Annotated in this window: 13 protein-coding genes and 1 pseudogene; 4 read left to right on the forward strand and 10 right to left on the reverse strand. The window is 54.4% G+C overall.

Going from position 1 to position 17,413, the window contains the following annotated elements:
• Positions 1-6: 6 nt before the first annotated feature.
• The 10 genes and pseudogenes from P1U71_RS05585 to P1U71_RS05630 form a co-directional block, all read right to left on the reverse strand.
• Positions 7-1,698: pseudogene (locus P1U71_RS05585) on the reverse strand (amidohydrolase family protein); the annotation flags it as partial.
• Positions 1,699-1,777: 79 nt separating this feature from the next.
• Positions 1,778-2,833, reverse strand: coding sequence for an acyl-CoA dehydrogenase family protein (locus tag P1U71_RS05590; RefSeq protein ID WP_301104573.1), 1,056 nt, complete (start codon positions 2,831-2,833; stop codon positions 1,778-1,780).
• Positions 2,830-3,981, reverse strand: a complete 1,152-nt coding sequence (locus P1U71_RS05595) for an acyl-CoA dehydrogenase family protein (RefSeq protein WP_301104574.1) — start codon at positions 3,979-3,981, stop codon at positions 2,830-2,832. Before P1U71_RS05595 ends, P1U71_RS05590 begins: the two co-directional genes overlap by 4 nt.
• Before the next feature lie 99 nt (positions 3,982-4,080).
• Positions 4,081-5,616, reverse strand: a complete 1,536-nt coding sequence (locus P1U71_RS05600) for a DHA2 family efflux MFS transporter permease subunit (RefSeq protein ID WP_301104575.1) — start codon at positions 5,614-5,616, stop codon at positions 4,081-4,083.
• Positions 5,613-6,827: an HlyD family secretion protein gene (locus P1U71_RS05605; RefSeq protein ID WP_301104576.1), complete on the reverse strand. Its 1,215-nt coding sequence runs from the start codon at positions 6,825-6,827 to the stop codon at positions 5,613-5,615. Before P1U71_RS05605 ends, P1U71_RS05600 begins: the two co-directional genes overlap by 4 nt.
• Positions 6,808-7,302 (reverse strand): MarR family winged helix-turn-helix transcriptional regulator, encoded by a 495-nt coding sequence (locus tag P1U71_RS05610; RefSeq protein ID WP_301104577.1) that lies wholly within the window; start codon positions 7,300-7,302, stop codon positions 6,808-6,810. Before P1U71_RS05610 ends, P1U71_RS05605 begins: the two co-directional genes overlap by 20 nt.
• A 154-nt stretch (positions 7,303-7,456) precedes the next feature.
• Positions 7,457-8,440, reverse strand: coding sequence for a 2-dehydropantoate 2-reductase (locus P1U71_RS05615; RefSeq protein WP_301104578.1), 984 nt, complete (start codon positions 8,438-8,440; stop codon positions 7,457-7,459).
• A complete protein-coding gene (locus P1U71_RS05620; RefSeq protein ID WP_301104579.1) occupies positions 8,440-9,960 on the reverse strand; it encodes an acyl--CoA ligase in 1,521 nt (506 codons plus the stop codon). Before P1U71_RS05620 ends, P1U71_RS05615 begins: the two co-directional genes overlap by 1 nt.
• A 17-nt stretch (positions 9,961-9,977) precedes the next feature.
• Positions 9,978-11,582, reverse strand: a complete 1,605-nt coding sequence (locus P1U71_RS05625; protein ID WP_301104580.1) for an AMP-binding protein — start codon at positions 11,580-11,582, stop codon at positions 9,978-9,980.
• A gap of 148 nt (positions 11,583-11,730) precedes the next feature.
• The gene (locus tag P1U71_RS05630; protein ID WP_301104581.1) at positions 11,731-13,059 is read right to left on the reverse strand and encodes an NAD(P)/FAD-dependent oxidoreductase; all 1,329 of its coding nucleotides are present in this window, start codon (positions 13,057-13,059) and stop codon (positions 11,731-11,733) included.
• 164 nt (positions 13,060-13,223) lie between these two features.
• Here P1U71_RS05630 and P1U71_RS05635 point away from each other — a divergent pair, with 164 nt between their 5' ends.
• The 4 genes from P1U71_RS05635 (at position 13,224) to P1U71_RS05650 (ending at position 17,409) form a co-directional block, all read left to right on the forward strand.
• Positions 13,224-13,817 (forward strand): sigma-70 family RNA polymerase sigma factor, encoded by a 594-nt coding sequence (locus tag P1U71_RS05635; protein ID WP_301104582.1) that lies wholly within the window; start codon positions 13,224-13,226, stop codon positions 13,815-13,817.
• The gene (locus P1U71_RS05640) at positions 13,814-14,488 is read left to right on the forward strand and encodes a ChrR family anti-sigma-E factor (RefSeq protein WP_301104583.1); all 675 of its coding nucleotides are present in this window, start codon (positions 13,814-13,816) and stop codon (positions 14,486-14,488) included. Before P1U71_RS05635 ends, P1U71_RS05640 begins: the two co-directional genes overlap by 4 nt.
• 466 nt (positions 14,489-14,954) lie before the next feature.
• The gene (locus P1U71_RS05645) at positions 14,955-16,736 is read left to right on the forward strand and encodes a methyl-accepting chemotaxis protein (RefSeq protein WP_301104584.1); all 1,782 of its coding nucleotides are present in this window, start codon (positions 14,955-14,957) and stop codon (positions 16,734-16,736) included.
• Between the two features lie 265 nt (positions 16,737-17,001).
• Positions 17,002-17,409, forward strand: coding sequence for a hypothetical protein (locus P1U71_RS05650; RefSeq protein ID WP_301104585.1), 408 nt, complete (start codon positions 17,002-17,004; stop codon positions 17,407-17,409).
• Positions 17,410-17,413: the final 4 nt, after the last annotated feature.

The following is a 17,413-nucleotide window of genomic DNA, read 5'->3' on the forward strand; positions in this document are numbered from 1 at the left end:
AGGCGTTCAGGCGGCTGCGCCGTTCCGGAGCAATTTGCCGGGAAGTGCAGCAGCCTTGGGGATTGAGGCCTGGTTTTCCTCTAGCAGTACCTGCCCGTTGACAATAACGGTTTTCATGCCGCTTGCAGGGGAGATCAGCCGGTCCGCGCCGGTAGGCAAATCATAAACACGTTCCAGCTTGCCCGCGGAGATGGTGGCCGGATCGAAGATGACCACATCAGCCAAAGCTCCTTCGGCAAGGAGGCCGCGATCCGTGATCCCAAACAACTCCGCTGGCTTCTGGGTCAGCATATGGATTGCCTGTTCCAGTTTAAGAGTATTTTTCTCGCGCACCCAATATCCCAGAAGATGGGTTGAGTAGCAGGCGTCACAGAGCTGGCTTGCATGGGCACCGGCATCGGAAAGCCCGAGAATGAGGTTATCATCTTGCAGGAGCTCGGCGACTTCCTCCTCATCATAATTGACAATGGGGAAGCGGAAGCGGGCGACGAAATCCGTCTCAAGCGAGAGATCGAGCACAAAGTCAATCGGGTCTTTCCCCTGACCTTCGGCGATTTCCCGAAGCGGCTGTTCCTCCCATTCGGGATTGCCAGGCGCCATGGAGATAACGCAGCGATCTATCCAGCCCGCTACGGCATTGCGCGCATCTGCCGCCGTATCCTCGCGGAACTGATTACGAAACTCAGGGTCGCGATAGATGGTCTTGCGGCCTTCGCGGTCGGCTTCCATGATCTGCTTAAAGAGGGGGCGCATCTCGAAGGGGAAGGGCTCGTTAAACTCGAAATCGAAATTGATGGGGCGGCAGGCGACCTGCGGATGAATTTTGACCCCGTCTTCCCGCAGCTTGCGCGTCGTTTCCTGGTGGCGGCGATGGGAGCCGGGGCCGGACATACCGGAGAGCAGCGCTGTCCAGGTGACAGGGATATCATGTTTCTGGGAGAGCAGGGCGAGCTGGTCATGGAACAGCGTCGGGCCAACCGTTGCCTGCACGATTTTTGCGCCGCCGAGACGCGCTGCAGCAACCAGCCGGTCCATCTCGATCATGTCGGCGAGACGGCTTGGCACTGGTTTGCCGCCATAGCCATGATGGGTTGTCGCTTGCGAGGTGGAAAAGCCGATCGCGCCGGCCTCCATCGCTTCGCGGACAATATCGGCCATACTGGCAACTTCCGCGTCATTGGCAGTACGTTCCACCGCATCCGGTCCCATGACGTAGGTTCGGATTGGGGTATGTCCGGCAAAAACCGCGAGGTTGATGGCTGTTCCGCGCGCTTCAATCGCGTCCATATATTCGGGGAAGCTCTCGAAGGGCCAATCACTTCCGAGGCCTTCGGCGAGGGCGTCATAGGACATCCCCTCGACCTTCTCAAGTGTTCGCATGATGCTGGTGCGATGCTCGGGCCGGGTCGGGGCAACCCCAAAGCCGCAGTTGCCGATCACCGCCGTGGTCACGCCGTGCCAGGGGGAGATGGAGAGCATCCGGTCCCAGATAACCTGCGCATCATAGTGGGTATGGATATCGACGAAACCGGGGGAGATCACCAACCCGGTGGCATCAATTTCGCGTACCGCGTCACCGTCAACTTCGCCGACAGAGACGATCTTGCCGTCTTTAATACCCACATCGCCGACATAGCCGGAGGCTCCCGTCCCGTCGATGATTGTCCCATTCGTGATTTTCAGATCGAGTGACATCTTTTTCTCCCTCTCGCGGCGGGGCGTCTCGTGCGCCCATTACCTTTCTGTTGCGACGTAAGTCGCCGCAGCTTAGTTGTTGTTAGGTCGGCCGGGTTGTTAGCCAGGGCCAGAGATCATCGGCCTCCAGGTTTAGGATATGCCCGCCGATCCAATCGGCCCAATAGCTGTCCGAACCGAATTCATCCCGCCAGGACCAGAGCCGCCGCGTGCGGAAATGCAGATCATGTTCATAGGTGAAGCCGATGGCGCCATGAATCTGATGCGCGTGGGAGGTGACAACGCCTGCCGCTTCGCTGATCCGTGTCTTGGCGGCGGCAATTTCGAACGTGCTGTCGATATCTCCGTCCACGGCGAGATCGGCCGCCTGAAATGCGCCAAGGGCCGCGGCACCGGACGCCGCCGCATGTCCCGCCATCTCCGCCATATTCTGCTGGATCGCCTGAAACTTGCCGAGCGGTCGCCCGAATTGCACCCGGTCATTGGCATATTGCACGCTCGCTTCCAGCACCCATTCAATAGCCCCCGCCATCTGGGACGCGCGCATCATCGCGCCGAGCGCGAAGACGGACTGCACCGTCATTCCGGACGGGAGCTTGCCACTTTCAACAGGGGTTGCGTTGCTGAAATCAAGCGTATCACGCGGTTCGGCGGCGATATTCTGATTTTCACCGAGCGCATAGTCGCCCGCCTTGACGAGGACGATGCCATCATCCGTGACCACGGCAACATGATCGGCCTTGCGGCCCCAGGGTACCCGCGTTGCTGTTCCCGAGACCTTGCCATCCTTCAACTGGATCGCTTCACCGTCACGAACGGGGGCAAAGACGGTGATACCGTCAGGCGGCGCTATCCCCGCGCTTGCGAGGACGTAATTCGCGAGGATTTGCTCGACAATGGGAAGCGGGACCGCATGACGGCCAACGGCGCGGGCAATAACTTCCGCATCGGCGAACTGCCCGCTGACGCCGCCCATATCTTCTGGGACGAGGACGTGCAAAAGGCCGTTTTCGGCGATAGCTTCCAGCAATGCATCAGGGAAAACTCCCTCTTCCGCCTGCTCTCTCGAATTCTTTGTAACCTGGTCGGAGAAAAGTTTCTCGACCGTATCGGCCATAATTTGACGGAGTTCATTCATCGTAAGCCGAGCCCCCGTGCAATAATGCCGCGTAAAATCTCTCGCGTGCCACCCCGGAGGGAGAAGGAGACGGCGGCTTGTGTGATATAGGCGCGCACCTGCTCAAAATCAGTTGTGGCGGTTATGCTGGCCTCAGTTCTGGCGAAACGATGTGCAATTTCGGGCATATCCTGTTCATAGATTGCGCCAAGATCCTTGACGACGGAGGCCTCCAGCGCCGGATTGGAGCGAGATTCAAGCTTTCCGGCAACGGAGATCGACATCCGGCGCAGCGTCGCGAGATGTGCGATTAGTCGGCCAATCTGTTCCTGTGCCTTCTTGCCGGGGTCGAGCTTTGCTTCCCGGATCAGCTCGATCAAGAGTTGGATGGAGGACATATAGCGTTCCGGCCCGGACCGTTCGAAGGCGAGCTCAGCCGTGACCTGTTGCCAGCCATCACCCTCGTCGCCGATGCGGTCTTCCTCGGGTACGAAGAAATCCTCGAACACGACCATATTGAAATGCTTCTCGCCCGCGAGATTCTTGATCGGGTCGATGGTGAGACCCTTGGCCTGTTTCAGGTTGATCAGGAACTGGCTCATGCCGGCATGCCGGTTTTCCGACGTTGGACTTGTCCGCACCAGCGCGATCATCCAGTCGCAATGATGCGCGCCGGTCGTCCACACTTTCGTGCCGTTAATCAGATAGCCGCCGTCAACCTTGTCCGCCTTGGTGCGGATAGAGGCAAGGTCGGAGCCGCTGTCCGGCTCACTCATGCCGATACAGAAGAAAGATTCCCCCTTGATGATGCCGGGGAGAATACGGTGGCACTGCTCCTCCGTTCCAAAGCGGAGGATCGTGGGACCGCTCTGGCGATCGGCAATCCAGTGACTGCCGACCGGGGCGCCATAGGCGAGAAGTTCTTCGAGTAAGGCATAGCGCTCAAAAAAGGAGCGTTCCGCGCCGCCGTATTTTTTCGGCCATGTCAGTCCAATCCATCCCTTTTCCCCCATCTTGCGGGAGAAATCCGGATCGAGACCGGCCCAGGACCGGGAGCGTAGCACGGCCGGATAGTCGGCCAGCTCTTCATTTAGATACTCTCGTACTTCCAGCCGCAGTGCTTCCGCCTCAGGCGGCAGGCTGTAGGGGTCGAAATTAAAATACTGCATAGAAAATCAGGGCCCTTTTCGATAGCCTTCATTCATCGGACTACGTTCTTATTTTTTTGATCCGGCCATTGTGGCCATATTTACAGATGCTGGCAATGGCTATTCTGCCATGGCCAGTTCAGCGGATTGTGTCTTTTCCGGCTTTTTCAATAGGAGCAACAGAGGCGTCGATATAATCATCACCCACATCATTAATGTAAAATCGTTGAGAAAGGCAATGGTGGCGGCCTGCCGGGTTACCTCGTTATCCAATGCCAGGAGGCCTGACGTCATATTCCAGTTCCAGGCATTGGGCAGAAAGGGGGCCTGCATTGCATCGCGAAAGGGAGTCATCTGCTCCGCCATACTGGCGTGATTGACCTGGGTATTGCGGCCGAGCATGGTGAAGACAATTGAGATCCCGATACTGCTGCCGATGTTGCGCAGCAGGCTGAACATGGCGGTTCCTTCATTGCGAAAATGTGCGGCGAGTGTCGAAAAGGTGAGAGTGCTTAAGGGTATAAAGATAAACCCAAGGCCGATGCCTTGTATAATTCCCGTCCAAACAAGGGTTGCAACGGATACATCGGTGGTGAAAGTTGACATCTCCCACAGGGAGTAGGCCGTGAGACTAAGGCCGAAAAAGATCAACAGACGGCTATCTATTTTCCCGATCAACCGACCGACAAAAACCATCGCGACCATGGTGCCCAAGCCGCGCGGCGCCAGTACATATCCCGTGATCAAAACAGGAAAATCCATAAGATTCTGCAAAAAGGGCGGCAGCAACGCCATGGTGGCAAACAGGATAATGCCGACCATAAAGATCAGGAGAAGACCAACGCTAAAATTACGATCCTTGAACAAACCTGGTTCGATAAAGGGCATTTTCGCGGTGAACATATGTACCAGAAACATATAAAAGCAAAGCCCGGCAACGACAGCTTCGATAATGATTTCAGTCGAGGAGAACCAGTCCTGCGATTCCCCGCGATCGAGCATCATCTGAAATGCGCCGATGGCAAGGCTCAGCAACGCGAATCCGAAGTAATCAAAATTACGGGCGCGCTCTTTCGCGGTTTCAGGAACAAAGGCAAGGATGCCCAGCAATGCAAGAATGCCGAAGGGTAGGTTAATGAAGAAAACCCAGCGCCAGTTATATGTTTCGGTTAGAAAACCGCCAAGCGTCGGACCCAGGATCGGCCCGACCATGACGCCCATCCCCCACATTGCCATGGCAGAGCCATGTTTCTCAGTCGGATAAGTATCCAGCAGGACGGCCTGTGATAACGGGACCAGCCCAGCCCCGAAGGCACCTTGTAGTAACCGAAAGATCACAATCTCGTTCAATGTCGTTGCCGTGCCGCATAGCATCGACATAATGGTGAAACCGATCACCATGATAACGAACAACCGCTTGCGGCCAAGGCGGGAGGCGAGAAAGCCCGTCGGTGGTGTCATGATTGCCGCGGCAACAATATAAGAGGTGAGAACCCAGGAAATCTGATCTTGCGTTGCCGACATGGTCCCTTGCATATGGGGCAGGGCGACATTGGCGATGGTCATGTCCAGCGCCTGCATAATTGTCGCCAGCATGATGGAAACGGTAATCAGGCCGCGCTCGAGAGGGGTGCTTTCGGCCGCTCCCTCAGTCATTTGCCGCTATCCGCCTCCCGGGCAATGGCTACCGAAGGCAGGGCGCCAAGCCAGTCGAGAGCGGTGTGTATGATTTTTGGCATCGGGCGGCTTTGCTCCGTATCGATCTCGACCATTGTACTCATGCCCGCGCGAAGGAGAGGATCATCCCTTTTTTGGACGACCTTGATCCGAATGGGAATTCGCTGCACCACCTTGACCCAGTTGCCGGTAGCATTCTGCGGCGGGATAACGGAAAATTCCGCGCCCGTGGCCTGGCTGAGGCTCTCGACGGTTCCCTGCCACTCCCGATCCGGATAGGTATCTACATGGAGGATGACTTTCTGTCCCGGCGTAACATAGGTGAGGTCGGTTTCCTTGAAGTTGGCTTCTACCCATATATTCCTGTCGGCGACCAGGCTCATGACCGGACTGCTGAACGCCCCGTTGCCAATGACCTGCTGGCCGATCTGCGGCGTGTTGCCGGCAATCCCGTCGAACGGAGCGCGCACGGCGACCCGTTCCAGATTGAGCGCCGCGCGTTCCTTTGCCGCCATGGCCGAAAGATAAAGCGCGTGTTGTTCCAGCGGAATATCCGGATTACCGCCGAGCTGAGCACTGATTTCCGCCAGTTCCTGATTGATAACCAAAACCTGTTGCTTCGCGATATCGAGGTCGTGCCGCGTTGCGTCGAGCTTGCTGCGCGAGACCGCGCTACTGGCAATCAGCCGCGTCTGCCGGTCATACTCTTTTTTGGCGAAGGCGATATTGGTGCGCGCAAGAGTGAGCTCCCCCAGTTTCTGCCGGTAAGTGGCCTTGAGACTGGCGATTTTGTCTCTGGCGTTGGCGAGCCCGGCATCGGCTTCTGCCATCGCGATTCGATAGGATCGATCATTGATCAGAAACAGGATATCGCCTTTGGCAACGCGCTGATTTTCCTTCACCGGAACAGCGGAAACCAGACCCGAAACCTCGGCGGCGACCATCACCTTATCCGCCTTTACATAGGCATTATCCGTGTCGACAAACCTGCCGCCGGTGTAATAGGCATATCCGCCGATAAGGATCACGGCAAGCGGCCCCAGCAGGAGAAGAAAATTCCGTATCCAGCGGCGATGACGTCCTGATTTCTTCGGAGGTGAGGGTGCGACGCTTAAAACGGTTGGCGCCTCCGGATTTTGCCGCTCGGATTGAGTTAGATCATCTGAGGGATCAGGTGCGCTTTGAGACATTATCGTTTCTTTCGGCTTTTTCGGCATCTTCACCGCACAGGCGATTTTCGGCGGACAGCAGACTTTGCTTCGCTTGTAAAAGTGACTTGATCAGGACAGCGCGCGCCTCTTCAGAGAGGTCCTTCAACGCGTCCTCATGCGTTTTCGCGGCTAAGGCCCACATTTGATCCAGCAGGGGCTGCGCTTTGGGTGTCAGGTAAAGCCGGATTGCCCGCCTGTCATCCGGATCGGGCCGCCGCGTGACAAGCCCTGCTTCCTCCAGTCGATCGATGAGGCGGGCCAGTGTAATCGGCTGAACCTCAAGCGAATCCGCCAGGGTCACTTGTTTGACCCCTTCCTGACGTGCGAGAAAGGCCAAGGCACGCCACTGGGCAAGAGAGAGACCCAATCCTTGTGCCCGCCGATTGTAGTTTCGGCGCATCAATCGGGACACGTCATTGACCAGAAAGCCGAGGCTTTCTTCCGGAAGCTTCATACCGCGTCTCCTTTTACTGAATGTTCTATATAATAAGCAATATATATTAAAATTCAATAAGGATGATGTCTGATAAAAAAAGCCCGCTGCAAAAATCTTTCTCAGCGGGCCGTTTAACAAATGAAATCAGATAAATAGGGGAATTACTTCCTAATTAGATGAAGCACCCAAGCCGTCGCGCCTTTTGCCGGACAAGAGCCGCAACCGTATCGATTGTTGGCGTTTCATGGCCCGTAATGGCACCGAGTTCCTGCACTGCGGTCACAAGGGCATCAATCTCCATTGGGCGGCGGCTTTCCATATCGACCAGCATGGATGTCTTATGCGGACCGACTTTTGACGATCCTTCAATGCGCTTATCGACATTGATGGGATATTTGACGCCGAGGGCTTCGCCAATGGCCTGGGCCTCCAGCATCATCTTTCTTGCGATGGCACGGGTGTCCGGATCTCCGGTTATCTTATCAAGTGTCTCTTCGGTCAGAGCGGAGATTGGATTGAAGCTGAGATTACCCCATAGCTTGACCCAGATATCGGACCGGATATCCGTCCGTACGGGGGCTTTTAATCCGGCCCCGATCAATAGCTTGGAGAGGATCGTAACGCGTTCGGTTCGCTCTCCCGTCGGCTCGCCCACCGGGAAGCGATCCCCGGCCATTTGTGCAATGACCCCGGGCTCTGTGACTTCTGCTGCCTGATAGATAACCGCGCCGATGGCCCGCTCCGGTCCGATCCCGTCCCAGATTGTTCCGTCCGGATCGACGGCCTTTACCCGCGCGTTTTCCTTGTCCCCGGTCAGACCGTAAAAATACCACCAGGGAACGCCGTTCTGCGCGGTGACGACCGCCGTATTCGGGCCAAGAAGCGGTTGCAACTTGTCCACGATTCCGCTGATTGAATGGGCTTTCAGCGCGATGATGACGTAGTCTTGCGGGCCGAGTTCTGCCGGGTCATCCGTTGCCGTTATATTTTCAATGGTGAAGCTTTCTTCCGGCCCGTTGATTGTCAGGCCTTTTTCCCGGATTGCGGCCAGATGCGGCCCCCGCGCGATAAGGGAGACTTCCGCCTCGCCTTTTCGTGCCAGCAGTGCCCCGACCAGCCCGCCAATCGCGCCCGCGCCATAGATACAAATTTTCATTACGCCAATCCCAGTTTCTCGGCCAGACCGATCCGTTGTAGTTTTCCCGTCGCACCCTTCGGTATTTCATCCAGCAGGGTGATGCTACGCGGTACTTTGAAGGCCGCGAGGCTCTTCGCCGCGAAATCTCGAAGCTCCGCTTCCGTTGCTTGCTGGCCATCCTTCAGAACGATGGCTGCGGCCACTTCCTCCCCGAGCTTTTCATGGGGGAGGGCGAACGTCACGACCTGTTCCACTGCCGGATGGTTCATCAGTATTTCATCGACTTCACGCGGGGAAATCTTTTCGCCGCCGCGATTGATGATTTCCTTCAGCCGCCCCGTAAGGGAGAGATATCCGTCCGCTGTCAAGATTCCCTGATCGCCGGTGCGGAACCAGCCGTCGCTGAAACCTTCCGCATTGGCTTTTGGATTATTTTCATATCCCTTCGTGACATTTTCCCCGCGAATGACAATCTCGCCTGTCTCGCCGGATTTGAGCAATTGGCCATCTTCGGACATGATGGCAACCTCCGGTCCTGACGCGATGCCGACGCTGCCCGGAACACGTTTCGCCGGGGGCAGTGGGTTCGCCGCCATCTGATGGGACGCTTCGGTCATGCCATAGGCCTCAATCACCGGGCAATTCCACATATCCTCCAGCGCCGTCATGACCTGTGGTGGCAGGGACGCGGAGGAGGAGCGGATAAAGCGCAGCTTTGCCGCCTTCACAATTTCTTCGTTCCGTGCGCCCCGTGCGAGAATGGCCTGATGCATGGTCGGAACGGCCGTATACCATGTCGGTTTTTCTTCATCGATCCATCCGAAGATTTTCAAGGCATTGAAGCCGGGCGTACAGGTCACGCTTGCGCCGGCCTTCAGGGATGCCAACACCGCCGCAATAAGCCCGTGAATATGAAAGAGCGGCATGATGTTAAGGCATTTGTCCTTCGGCGTGAGGGCGAGAGAACGGGCGATGTTGCGTGCCGAGGCAGCCACATTCCGATGGCTGAGCGGGACAATTTTCGGCCGCGAGGTTGTGCCGGACGTATGCAGGATCAGCGCGATGTCATCCGCTTCTGCTGGACCCGGAGAGGTGGCTCTCCCAACAGATTCACCCATCAGCTCAAAATTTCCGGCAGCGGCGTTTTCGGGAACAGTGAGTTCAATCACCATAACGCCGAGTTTTTGGGCGGCACCAACAGCCGGGCTTTTGCTGCCTTTCTCGACGATCAGGGCTTTGGCTTTCAGGTCTTCAAGGTAGAACTCAAATTCCTCCGCCTTATAATCGGGATTGAGCGGCGCAGTGGTTGCGGCAGAGGCGACCGTGACAAAGGCACTCGCCATTTCCGGACCGTTTGGCAGGACAATTGCAACCCGGTCCCCCCGCCCGATCCCGAGATTGTTCAGCCTTTCCGTCACATGGTTGCTTAGCTTGTTAAGGCCGTCATAGGTAAGGGACGCGCAACCCGGTGCACCGATGGCGGCATCTTCGCCTGCACCTGAGTTGATAAGCTCGCGCATTGTCGTCGCATCGGTCATTGCTTCATCTTTCCAGGTTATCCAGTTTTGGTTTCCGCTTCAATCGCGGGCAATCTCTCCCGAAGCTCATTCTTGGCGATTTTCTCCAAGGTTGAGCGCGGAAAATCGTCGAGGATAATAACATCTCGGACAACCTTGAAATCAGCAAGGTTCTTCTTGCAGGCCTCAATAAGGGCATCTTTCAAATTGTCTGGTGCATCGGCATTCGGGATCACAAAAACCACCGGCACTTCATCAAGCATATAGTGTTTTTGCCCGACGACGGCACATTCGCCAATCCAGCCGGTTTCCAAAACCACGGCTTCGATTTCAGACGCAGCAACATTCTCTGCCCCGACTTTCAGCATGTCTTTCTCCCGATCCCCGAAGAAGAGATTGCCATCCTCATCCATCTGGATCACGTCGCCGGTCTCGAACCAGCCGTCGGCATCGAAGGCTTTCGCATTGGCCTCCGGATTGCGGAAATATTCCTTGAACATGCTAACCCCGCGTACCCCGCGAATAAAAAGCGAGCCACGGCTACCGGGTTTGATATGATTGCCATCCTCATCCCGGATGGCAATGTCATAGCCCGGAGATACCCGGCCAATTCCCATCGCCGGACCCGGCTGATCAAAGTCGCCGACGATGCCTTGCGTGATGGTTTCCGTCATGCCCCACCAGCCATATGTTTGAATGCCATAGACTTCCTCGACATCGGGAAGCCGGACGGCCGGACCCCAAAACCTGAAACTGTGATCCGGCGGGGGATCCTGGGCAAGCAAAGCTTTCACACAAAAAGGGATGAGGGAACTCCAGGTGCAGCCGGTTCGGCGTGCGACATCCCAGAAGCGTGAGGCGGAGAATTTCGGCTGCACGACAATCGTGCCACCGATCCAAAGACTGCTCAGCATGGAGTAGGATTGCGCATTTGTATGGAAGAGCGGCAGGAAGGTGAGGCAGATATCCTCATGGCGAAGCCGCATATGCGCAACGTTCATCTGCGCCCCCCAGATCGCATTGGCATGGGTCCAGAGTACGGCTTTTGGTCGTGACGTGGTGCCGGACGTGAATTGTACGCCAAGATCGGCAAAGGGCTCCGTGCTTCTTGCGGGGCAGGCCGCCGTTTCAGCAAGCAGGTCCGCAAAGGGAATATGGGGGATATCCGCGGGCACGTCCGCTGACGCACCTGCATCGTTATCGGTAACCGCCAGAAACTTGATGCCGGGGGCGGAATCATGCACAAGCCTGGCAAAGGAAGGCTGTGTGATGGCCGCGACAATCTCGGCATGATCCGCGAAATAAGTCATGTCGCGGGCGACGGAGCGGGTATTGGTGGAGACTGCCACCGCACCAATGCGCGCGCAGGCGAACCAGGAAATCAGGAACTCCGGGCTATTGTCTATATGCAGCATGACCTTGTCGCCAAGGGTAACGCCATTTTTATACAGTGCGGCGGCGACCCGTTCCACCTGCGCCGCAAACTCGGCATAGGTAAAGGATTGCGGCTTTTCATCGAATGGCTCCCAGATTATGAAAGGTTTGTCGGGGCAGCGCTCTACCCATTGACGCAGCAGCCAGGGAATATCCCGGCCTTCGACCATGGATTTGTGGGATTGTGTGATGGTATCAATCAGACTCATTTCTCACCTGCCTTTTTATTTTTTTAAATCATAAAAAGGAAACGGGATGAACGCCAGCTTCTCGTATCCGATCGCTGTCTTTTCCGCATTATGAGATGAGTCGAATAGAATACCACTTTGCGATAAAGGGTGCTTTTTCAGATTGAACTCAGGCAACGCTTGCTAAGCGATGAACGGCGGAATCTTTGGGTAGATGAATACGCGAGCGTGACGGATCGATTTGCCAGGGGCGCAAATGGCCACCCAACGCCTCCGCCGCCGCAAGACCGGACTGAATGCCGTCTTCATGAAAACCATACCCGAAATAGCTGCCACAGAACCAGAGGTTTTGATGTCCCTGCAAATTCCAGAGCATCTTCTGGGCGGCAATGGCCGCGTTGTCGAACAGCGGATGATCATAAGGAAAACTTCTGAGGACCGTGCCGTCTTTCGGTTCAACCGCCGGGTTGAGGGTGACGAAATAATTCTTGTTTGTGTTCAGCTTTTGAAGCCGGTTCATCCAATAGGTGACGGAGAGATCTTCCCGCGAAGAGACATCGTGATCATCGCCAATATAGTTCCAGCTAGCCCAGGCCTTGCGCCGTTTCGGCATAAGCGATGGATCGGAATGGAGGATTGCGAGGTTTTTCTTATATTTGAAGGAACCCAGCAGCTTCTTCTGGGCGGGCGTTGGCTCGGCGATGAGGGACAAGGCCTGATCCGCATGGGTGGCAAGTAAGACGTCGTCAAACTGCTGTACATGCCCGTTCCTGCATTCGACCAGAACGCCGGATTCGCCGGTATGGACCGCAGCAACCGCACTATTTAGGTGAATGCACCCAGAAAGGATATCGGCAACCCGGTCAACATACTGGCGGCTGCCGCCGGTAACGGTCCGCCATTCAGGCCGGTCGGAAATTTGCAAGAGGCCGTGGTTCTGGCAAAACCGAATGAAGGTGGCTGCCGGGTAGTTGAGCATGTTTTTCGCCGGGATCGACCAGATTGCGGCACCCATGGGCAGTAGATGGCAATCCATGAAATAACGACCATAGCCGCCCAGCACGAGAAACTTCCCGAGCGTCCAATGCTCCGTTTCCGCGCGATCCAGAAATTCTGGAGCTTCGCGATAGAACTTCAGAATGTCGCGGATCATTCGCCAGAACGCAGGCCGGAGGAGATTTGATTTCTGGGCGAGCAGAGCCGTCGTTGATGCCCCAGAATATTCAAATTTTCCATTATCGAAAGACACACTGAAAGACACCTCGCCCGGTTGGGTGGAGATGTTCAACTGTTCAAAAAATGCGACCAGATTAGGGTAGTTTAACTCGTTATATACAATAAAACCGGTATCAATATATTGGCCGTCGATTTCAACGGTGTTGCTGTGACCGCCGAGGCGATCATCCTTTTCGAACAAGGTGACGTCGTGATTTTGCGCCAGCAGCCAGGCCGCTGACAACCCTGAAATCCCACTTCCGATGACTGCTATTTTTTTCATTTTTCCATCCGCCGTGTTCTCGTCGATTAACTTGAGATACGCGAATAGAAGGAGGATGGATCACAAAAAAAGCCGGTTCAAAATGATCCGGTTATCCAATTGCTCCGTAATAAGGTAGACTATAGAATAACGTAAAGTGGCTGTTACGATATTTATAGGCAAGCATGACCTCACCAGATGGTATCAGGCAGGATAGAACGGGGACACGAGCACTCCCGGAGGAACTGGACAAAGACCTGACGGCGGTTGGTCTTGACCAGGATCCTTCAGCGTTCCGGCGCTTGTTTGCCAATCTTGCGCCGCGGCTGAAGTATTTCATGATCAAGGGCGGCATGATCGAGAGCGCGGCCGAAGATGTGATGCAGGATACGATGCTGAAGGTCTGGCGAAAGGCCGCTCTGTTTGACAGCTCCAAGGCGTCGGCCTCAACCTGGGTCTATACGATTGCGCGTAATGTGAAGATTGACCGATTACGAAAGGAACACCGACCAGAGCCCGACCCGGAAGATCCCTGCTTTGTACCGGATGATCCGGAAACCGGAGAGCAGGCCGTCAGCCGCAAACAGGATAGAGAACGCATTCAAAAAGCGATGGCGATGCTGCCGCCAGAACAGATGACAATTATCAAGTTGTCTTTTTTTGAGGAAAAATCGCACGGTGAAATTGCCGAGATGCTGGATATCCCCCTCGGTACCGTCAAGTCCAGAATACGTTTGGCTTTTAGAAAAATCCGAACGGAATTGGAGGGTTTGAAATGAATATACGGCATCATATCGGCGACGATACGCTGATGGCATATGTCAACGGAACCCTTGAGGACGCGCTGTCGGTCGTTGTGGCAACCCATCTGGCGATATGTCCCAAATGCCGTAGAAGCGTCTCATTGATGGAGGATATGGCCGGTCTGTTGTTGATGGAGACCGAAGCCGCAGCCTTGTCCGCGACGGAAGAGGCGATGGCGGACATGATCCCGAACCGTGCGCATCCGGAACCCCACGCTCAGGATCGTTCATCGCGAACGCAGGATTATTCGAATACCGGTGTGCCGATGCCCTTGGCGGAGCGCATGCCGACGTCACTTGATGATATTCCCTGGCGGACATTGGGCCCCGGCGTTAGCCATTACCCCCTGCCAAGAGCGAGTGCGCAGAAGGTTAAGGGGACGCTTCGTCTGCTGAAGATCGCCCCGGGCAAGGTCATGCCTGAACATGGCCATTCGGGTCGGGAGCTTACGCTGGTTCTTCGTGGATCCTATATTGATGATTTTGGCCGATTTCAGGCCGGAGATATCGCCGACCTTGATAGCGATATTCTGCATCAGCCTGTCGCTGATACGGCGGAAGACTGTATCTGTCTGATAGCGACCGATGCGCCGCTGAAGTTCTCCGGCTTTTTCAGTCGTCTGTTACAGCCTGTCTTCGGGTTTTGACTTAAGTCCTCCTGAACTATTATTGATGAATTACTTGCGGCCTTGCAAATTGATTGTGAGGATATTCGCAGTAAAGCGCAAGATCTAGCCTTTGATATATAGTTAATTCCGTTAGTAATATTTTAATAAATTTATATGTATTAAGTAAGTTCTCCTTAAATGGAGAAGTGAATTTAAGATAAAGAGTTATTGTTTCTATCGATATCTACCAATAGTTGTTGTGTTTGGTTTGTTTTTGTTCTCGGAACTTGTCTTTGCAGAAGATAAAAAGGAAATTGTTGTTGATATGGTGAACAGTAACGTGGGTCATTGTGAGACAGTTGTTCAAAAACACTTCTATATGAAAAGAACCGGTAACGTTTATTTCGACATTGGTTTCTTCGATTGAGTAAACCTCGGTATCGTATGGTCGTTCCAAAACGATCATGCTTACGCCCATTACAGTAATTTGAGAAGGTAAAGGCTTATGAGTGTCCAGAACTTAAAGATTTCAACCAAACTATTCATCGCGCCGATGATTTTTGTCGCCTCCCTGATCATATTGGGTGTCGTGGCTTATGTCGGACTAAGTAATTCTCAATCCACCATGGCGGCCCTGCACAAACAGGACACGCAGAAAATTGGTGCCGCAGTGCGTTTTCAGCGCGATTTACAGGCGCTTAACGGTGACCTGTTTCGTCTGATTTCGGAAGCCACGGCTGGTTTTGAGGAAGAAAAGCTTGCTGATGAACGTCAGAAAGACTTGGCAACGATTGCTAAACTGACAAATTCCTTCAGTACTGCCACTGAATCGGATCAGTTTACGGAAACTGAATTGCAAATTCTGGCCAGGGCGAAGAAGGAACTTCAAAGCTATAGCGTTGCCGCTACAGAAGTCATCAAAATGACAGAGTCCAATGTCTCCGGCTCGGCTATCAAGATGGCTGAGGCAGATGAGCAGTTCCATGCTTTGTATAAAGAATTTGATGAGCTGACGACCCTTTGGAACGAAATGGGCGAAGAGTCTCTTGCTGAGGCTACTACCGCAATCAAGAACATTGAGATCACCTTTATCGTAATCGCGGTCCTGGCTTTGGTTATTTCCTGCGCGGTTACATATGTTACAATGCGTATGATCACCAGGCCAATTATCGGAATCACCGACGTTATGGCAAAGCTGGCTGAAGGGGATAGCACGGTCGAAATCGGCTCCCAGGATCAGAAAGATGAAATTGGTGAAATGGCGCGCGCGGTGCAGGTGTTCAAGGATAACGCTCTTGAACAGCAGCGTCTTGAGGCTGAAGCAAAACGTTCGGTTGAAGAACGAGCAGAGCATGAACGCGCTGAACGTGAACGCGAGGCCAAGCGTGAAGCCGATGAACGTGCCCGCGAGCAGGCGGAGAATGCCGCCAAGCAGGAACGAGCCGAAAAGATTTCAGGGCTGATCGCGAATTTCGAAGGACGTGTACAGGAAGTCCTGGAGACGGTGATACATGCTGTTCGCGAATTGCAGGACACGGCTAATTCAATGACCCAGACGGCGGGCTCTTCACAGGAATTGTCTGAAGCTGTTGCTGCGGCTTCCGAAGAGGCATCTGCCAATGTGCAAACTGTGGCGGCGGCGGCAGAAGAGTTAACCTCTTCAATCAATGAAATCAGCCGTCAGGTACAGCAGGCGAATAATGTGTCCGAGCAGGCAGTTACTGAGGCTGCCAGCAGCTCGACCTCTGTCTCCAAGCTTGCGGAAACCGCGAGAAAAATCAGCGAAGTGGTCAATATGATCAATGATATCGCCGGTCAGACGAACCTGCTTGCCTTGAACGCCACGATTGAGGCGGCCCGCGCCGGGGAAGCGGGCAAGGGCTTTGCTGTCGTTGCTTCTGAAGTTAAGAGCCTGGCGACCCAGACCGCCCGCGCAACCGAAGAGATCGGCGGTCAGATCAACGATATGCAGTTCGCAACCGAGGAAGCGGTTTCGGCTATCGGTAATATCGACGGGGTGATCAATACGATCCGCGAAAGCACAGTTAGTATCTCCTCTGCGATTGAGGAGCAGAGCGCGGCCACTAACGAAATTTCCCGGAACGTTCAGGAAGCCTCCAGCGGGACGTCGGAAGTCTCTGCGAAGATTGGTGAAGTCTCTACCAAAGCAGGGGAGACAGGCGCCGCTGCGTCGCAGGTACTGTCTGCTTCTACCAGGCTTGAAGAACTTTCCGGAAATCTCCGGCAGGATATTGATAGCTTCCTCAAAGAGGTGCGCGCCGCTTGATTGCACGCTAAATCTTGAGATCCCACAACGGCGGCTCATGGTGATTTTTCATCATGGGCCGTTTTTTTATGATTATCGGGGCAGCTTTGGCTGCCTTTACCCGCTTCTGCCGCAGGCTAAAAAATACACATTGCAAATGATTGATACAAAAAAATCTGTTTCACGCTGGCAATTCAATCGCAGGGATTGTAAATCTTTTCAGCAGCCGGTCGGCCCGGCCGGAGAATCGGGCATTGGATATGAAGCTTTTGGAAGGACGATAGTGATGAAACAGTTTTTTAAATTAGCGATGGTCGCCGCACTGGCCGTTTTGGTCAGTGGGTGCTTTGGGCGTGTTCAGCCTGTCTATAATGCCGAAGCTAATCCGGTTCCGGTCAAGCTCCAGGAAACATCCTTGGAAAATATCGGCACAATCATCCAGACAGCCGCCATCAACCGCGGTTGGGTTGTCAATGAAGTTGCGCCGGGCAAGATGAAGGCGACGCTGCACAACCGCACACATGTTGCTGTCATTGACATTACCTACTCCAAGAAAGACTATTCGATCAATTATGTTTCCAGCGTTGATTTGCTGTATGACGGATCGAAAATTCACCGGAGCTATAATAAATGGATCCGGACCTTGCAGAACGATATCAACAAGAACCTGAACATCGCTTCCCTCAAAGCCTGAGGAT

This window comes from Sneathiella sp. (genome assembly GCF_029233945.1).
Classification (GTDB): Bacteria; Pseudomonadota; Alphaproteobacteria; order Sneathiellales; family Sneathiellaceae; genus Sneathiella.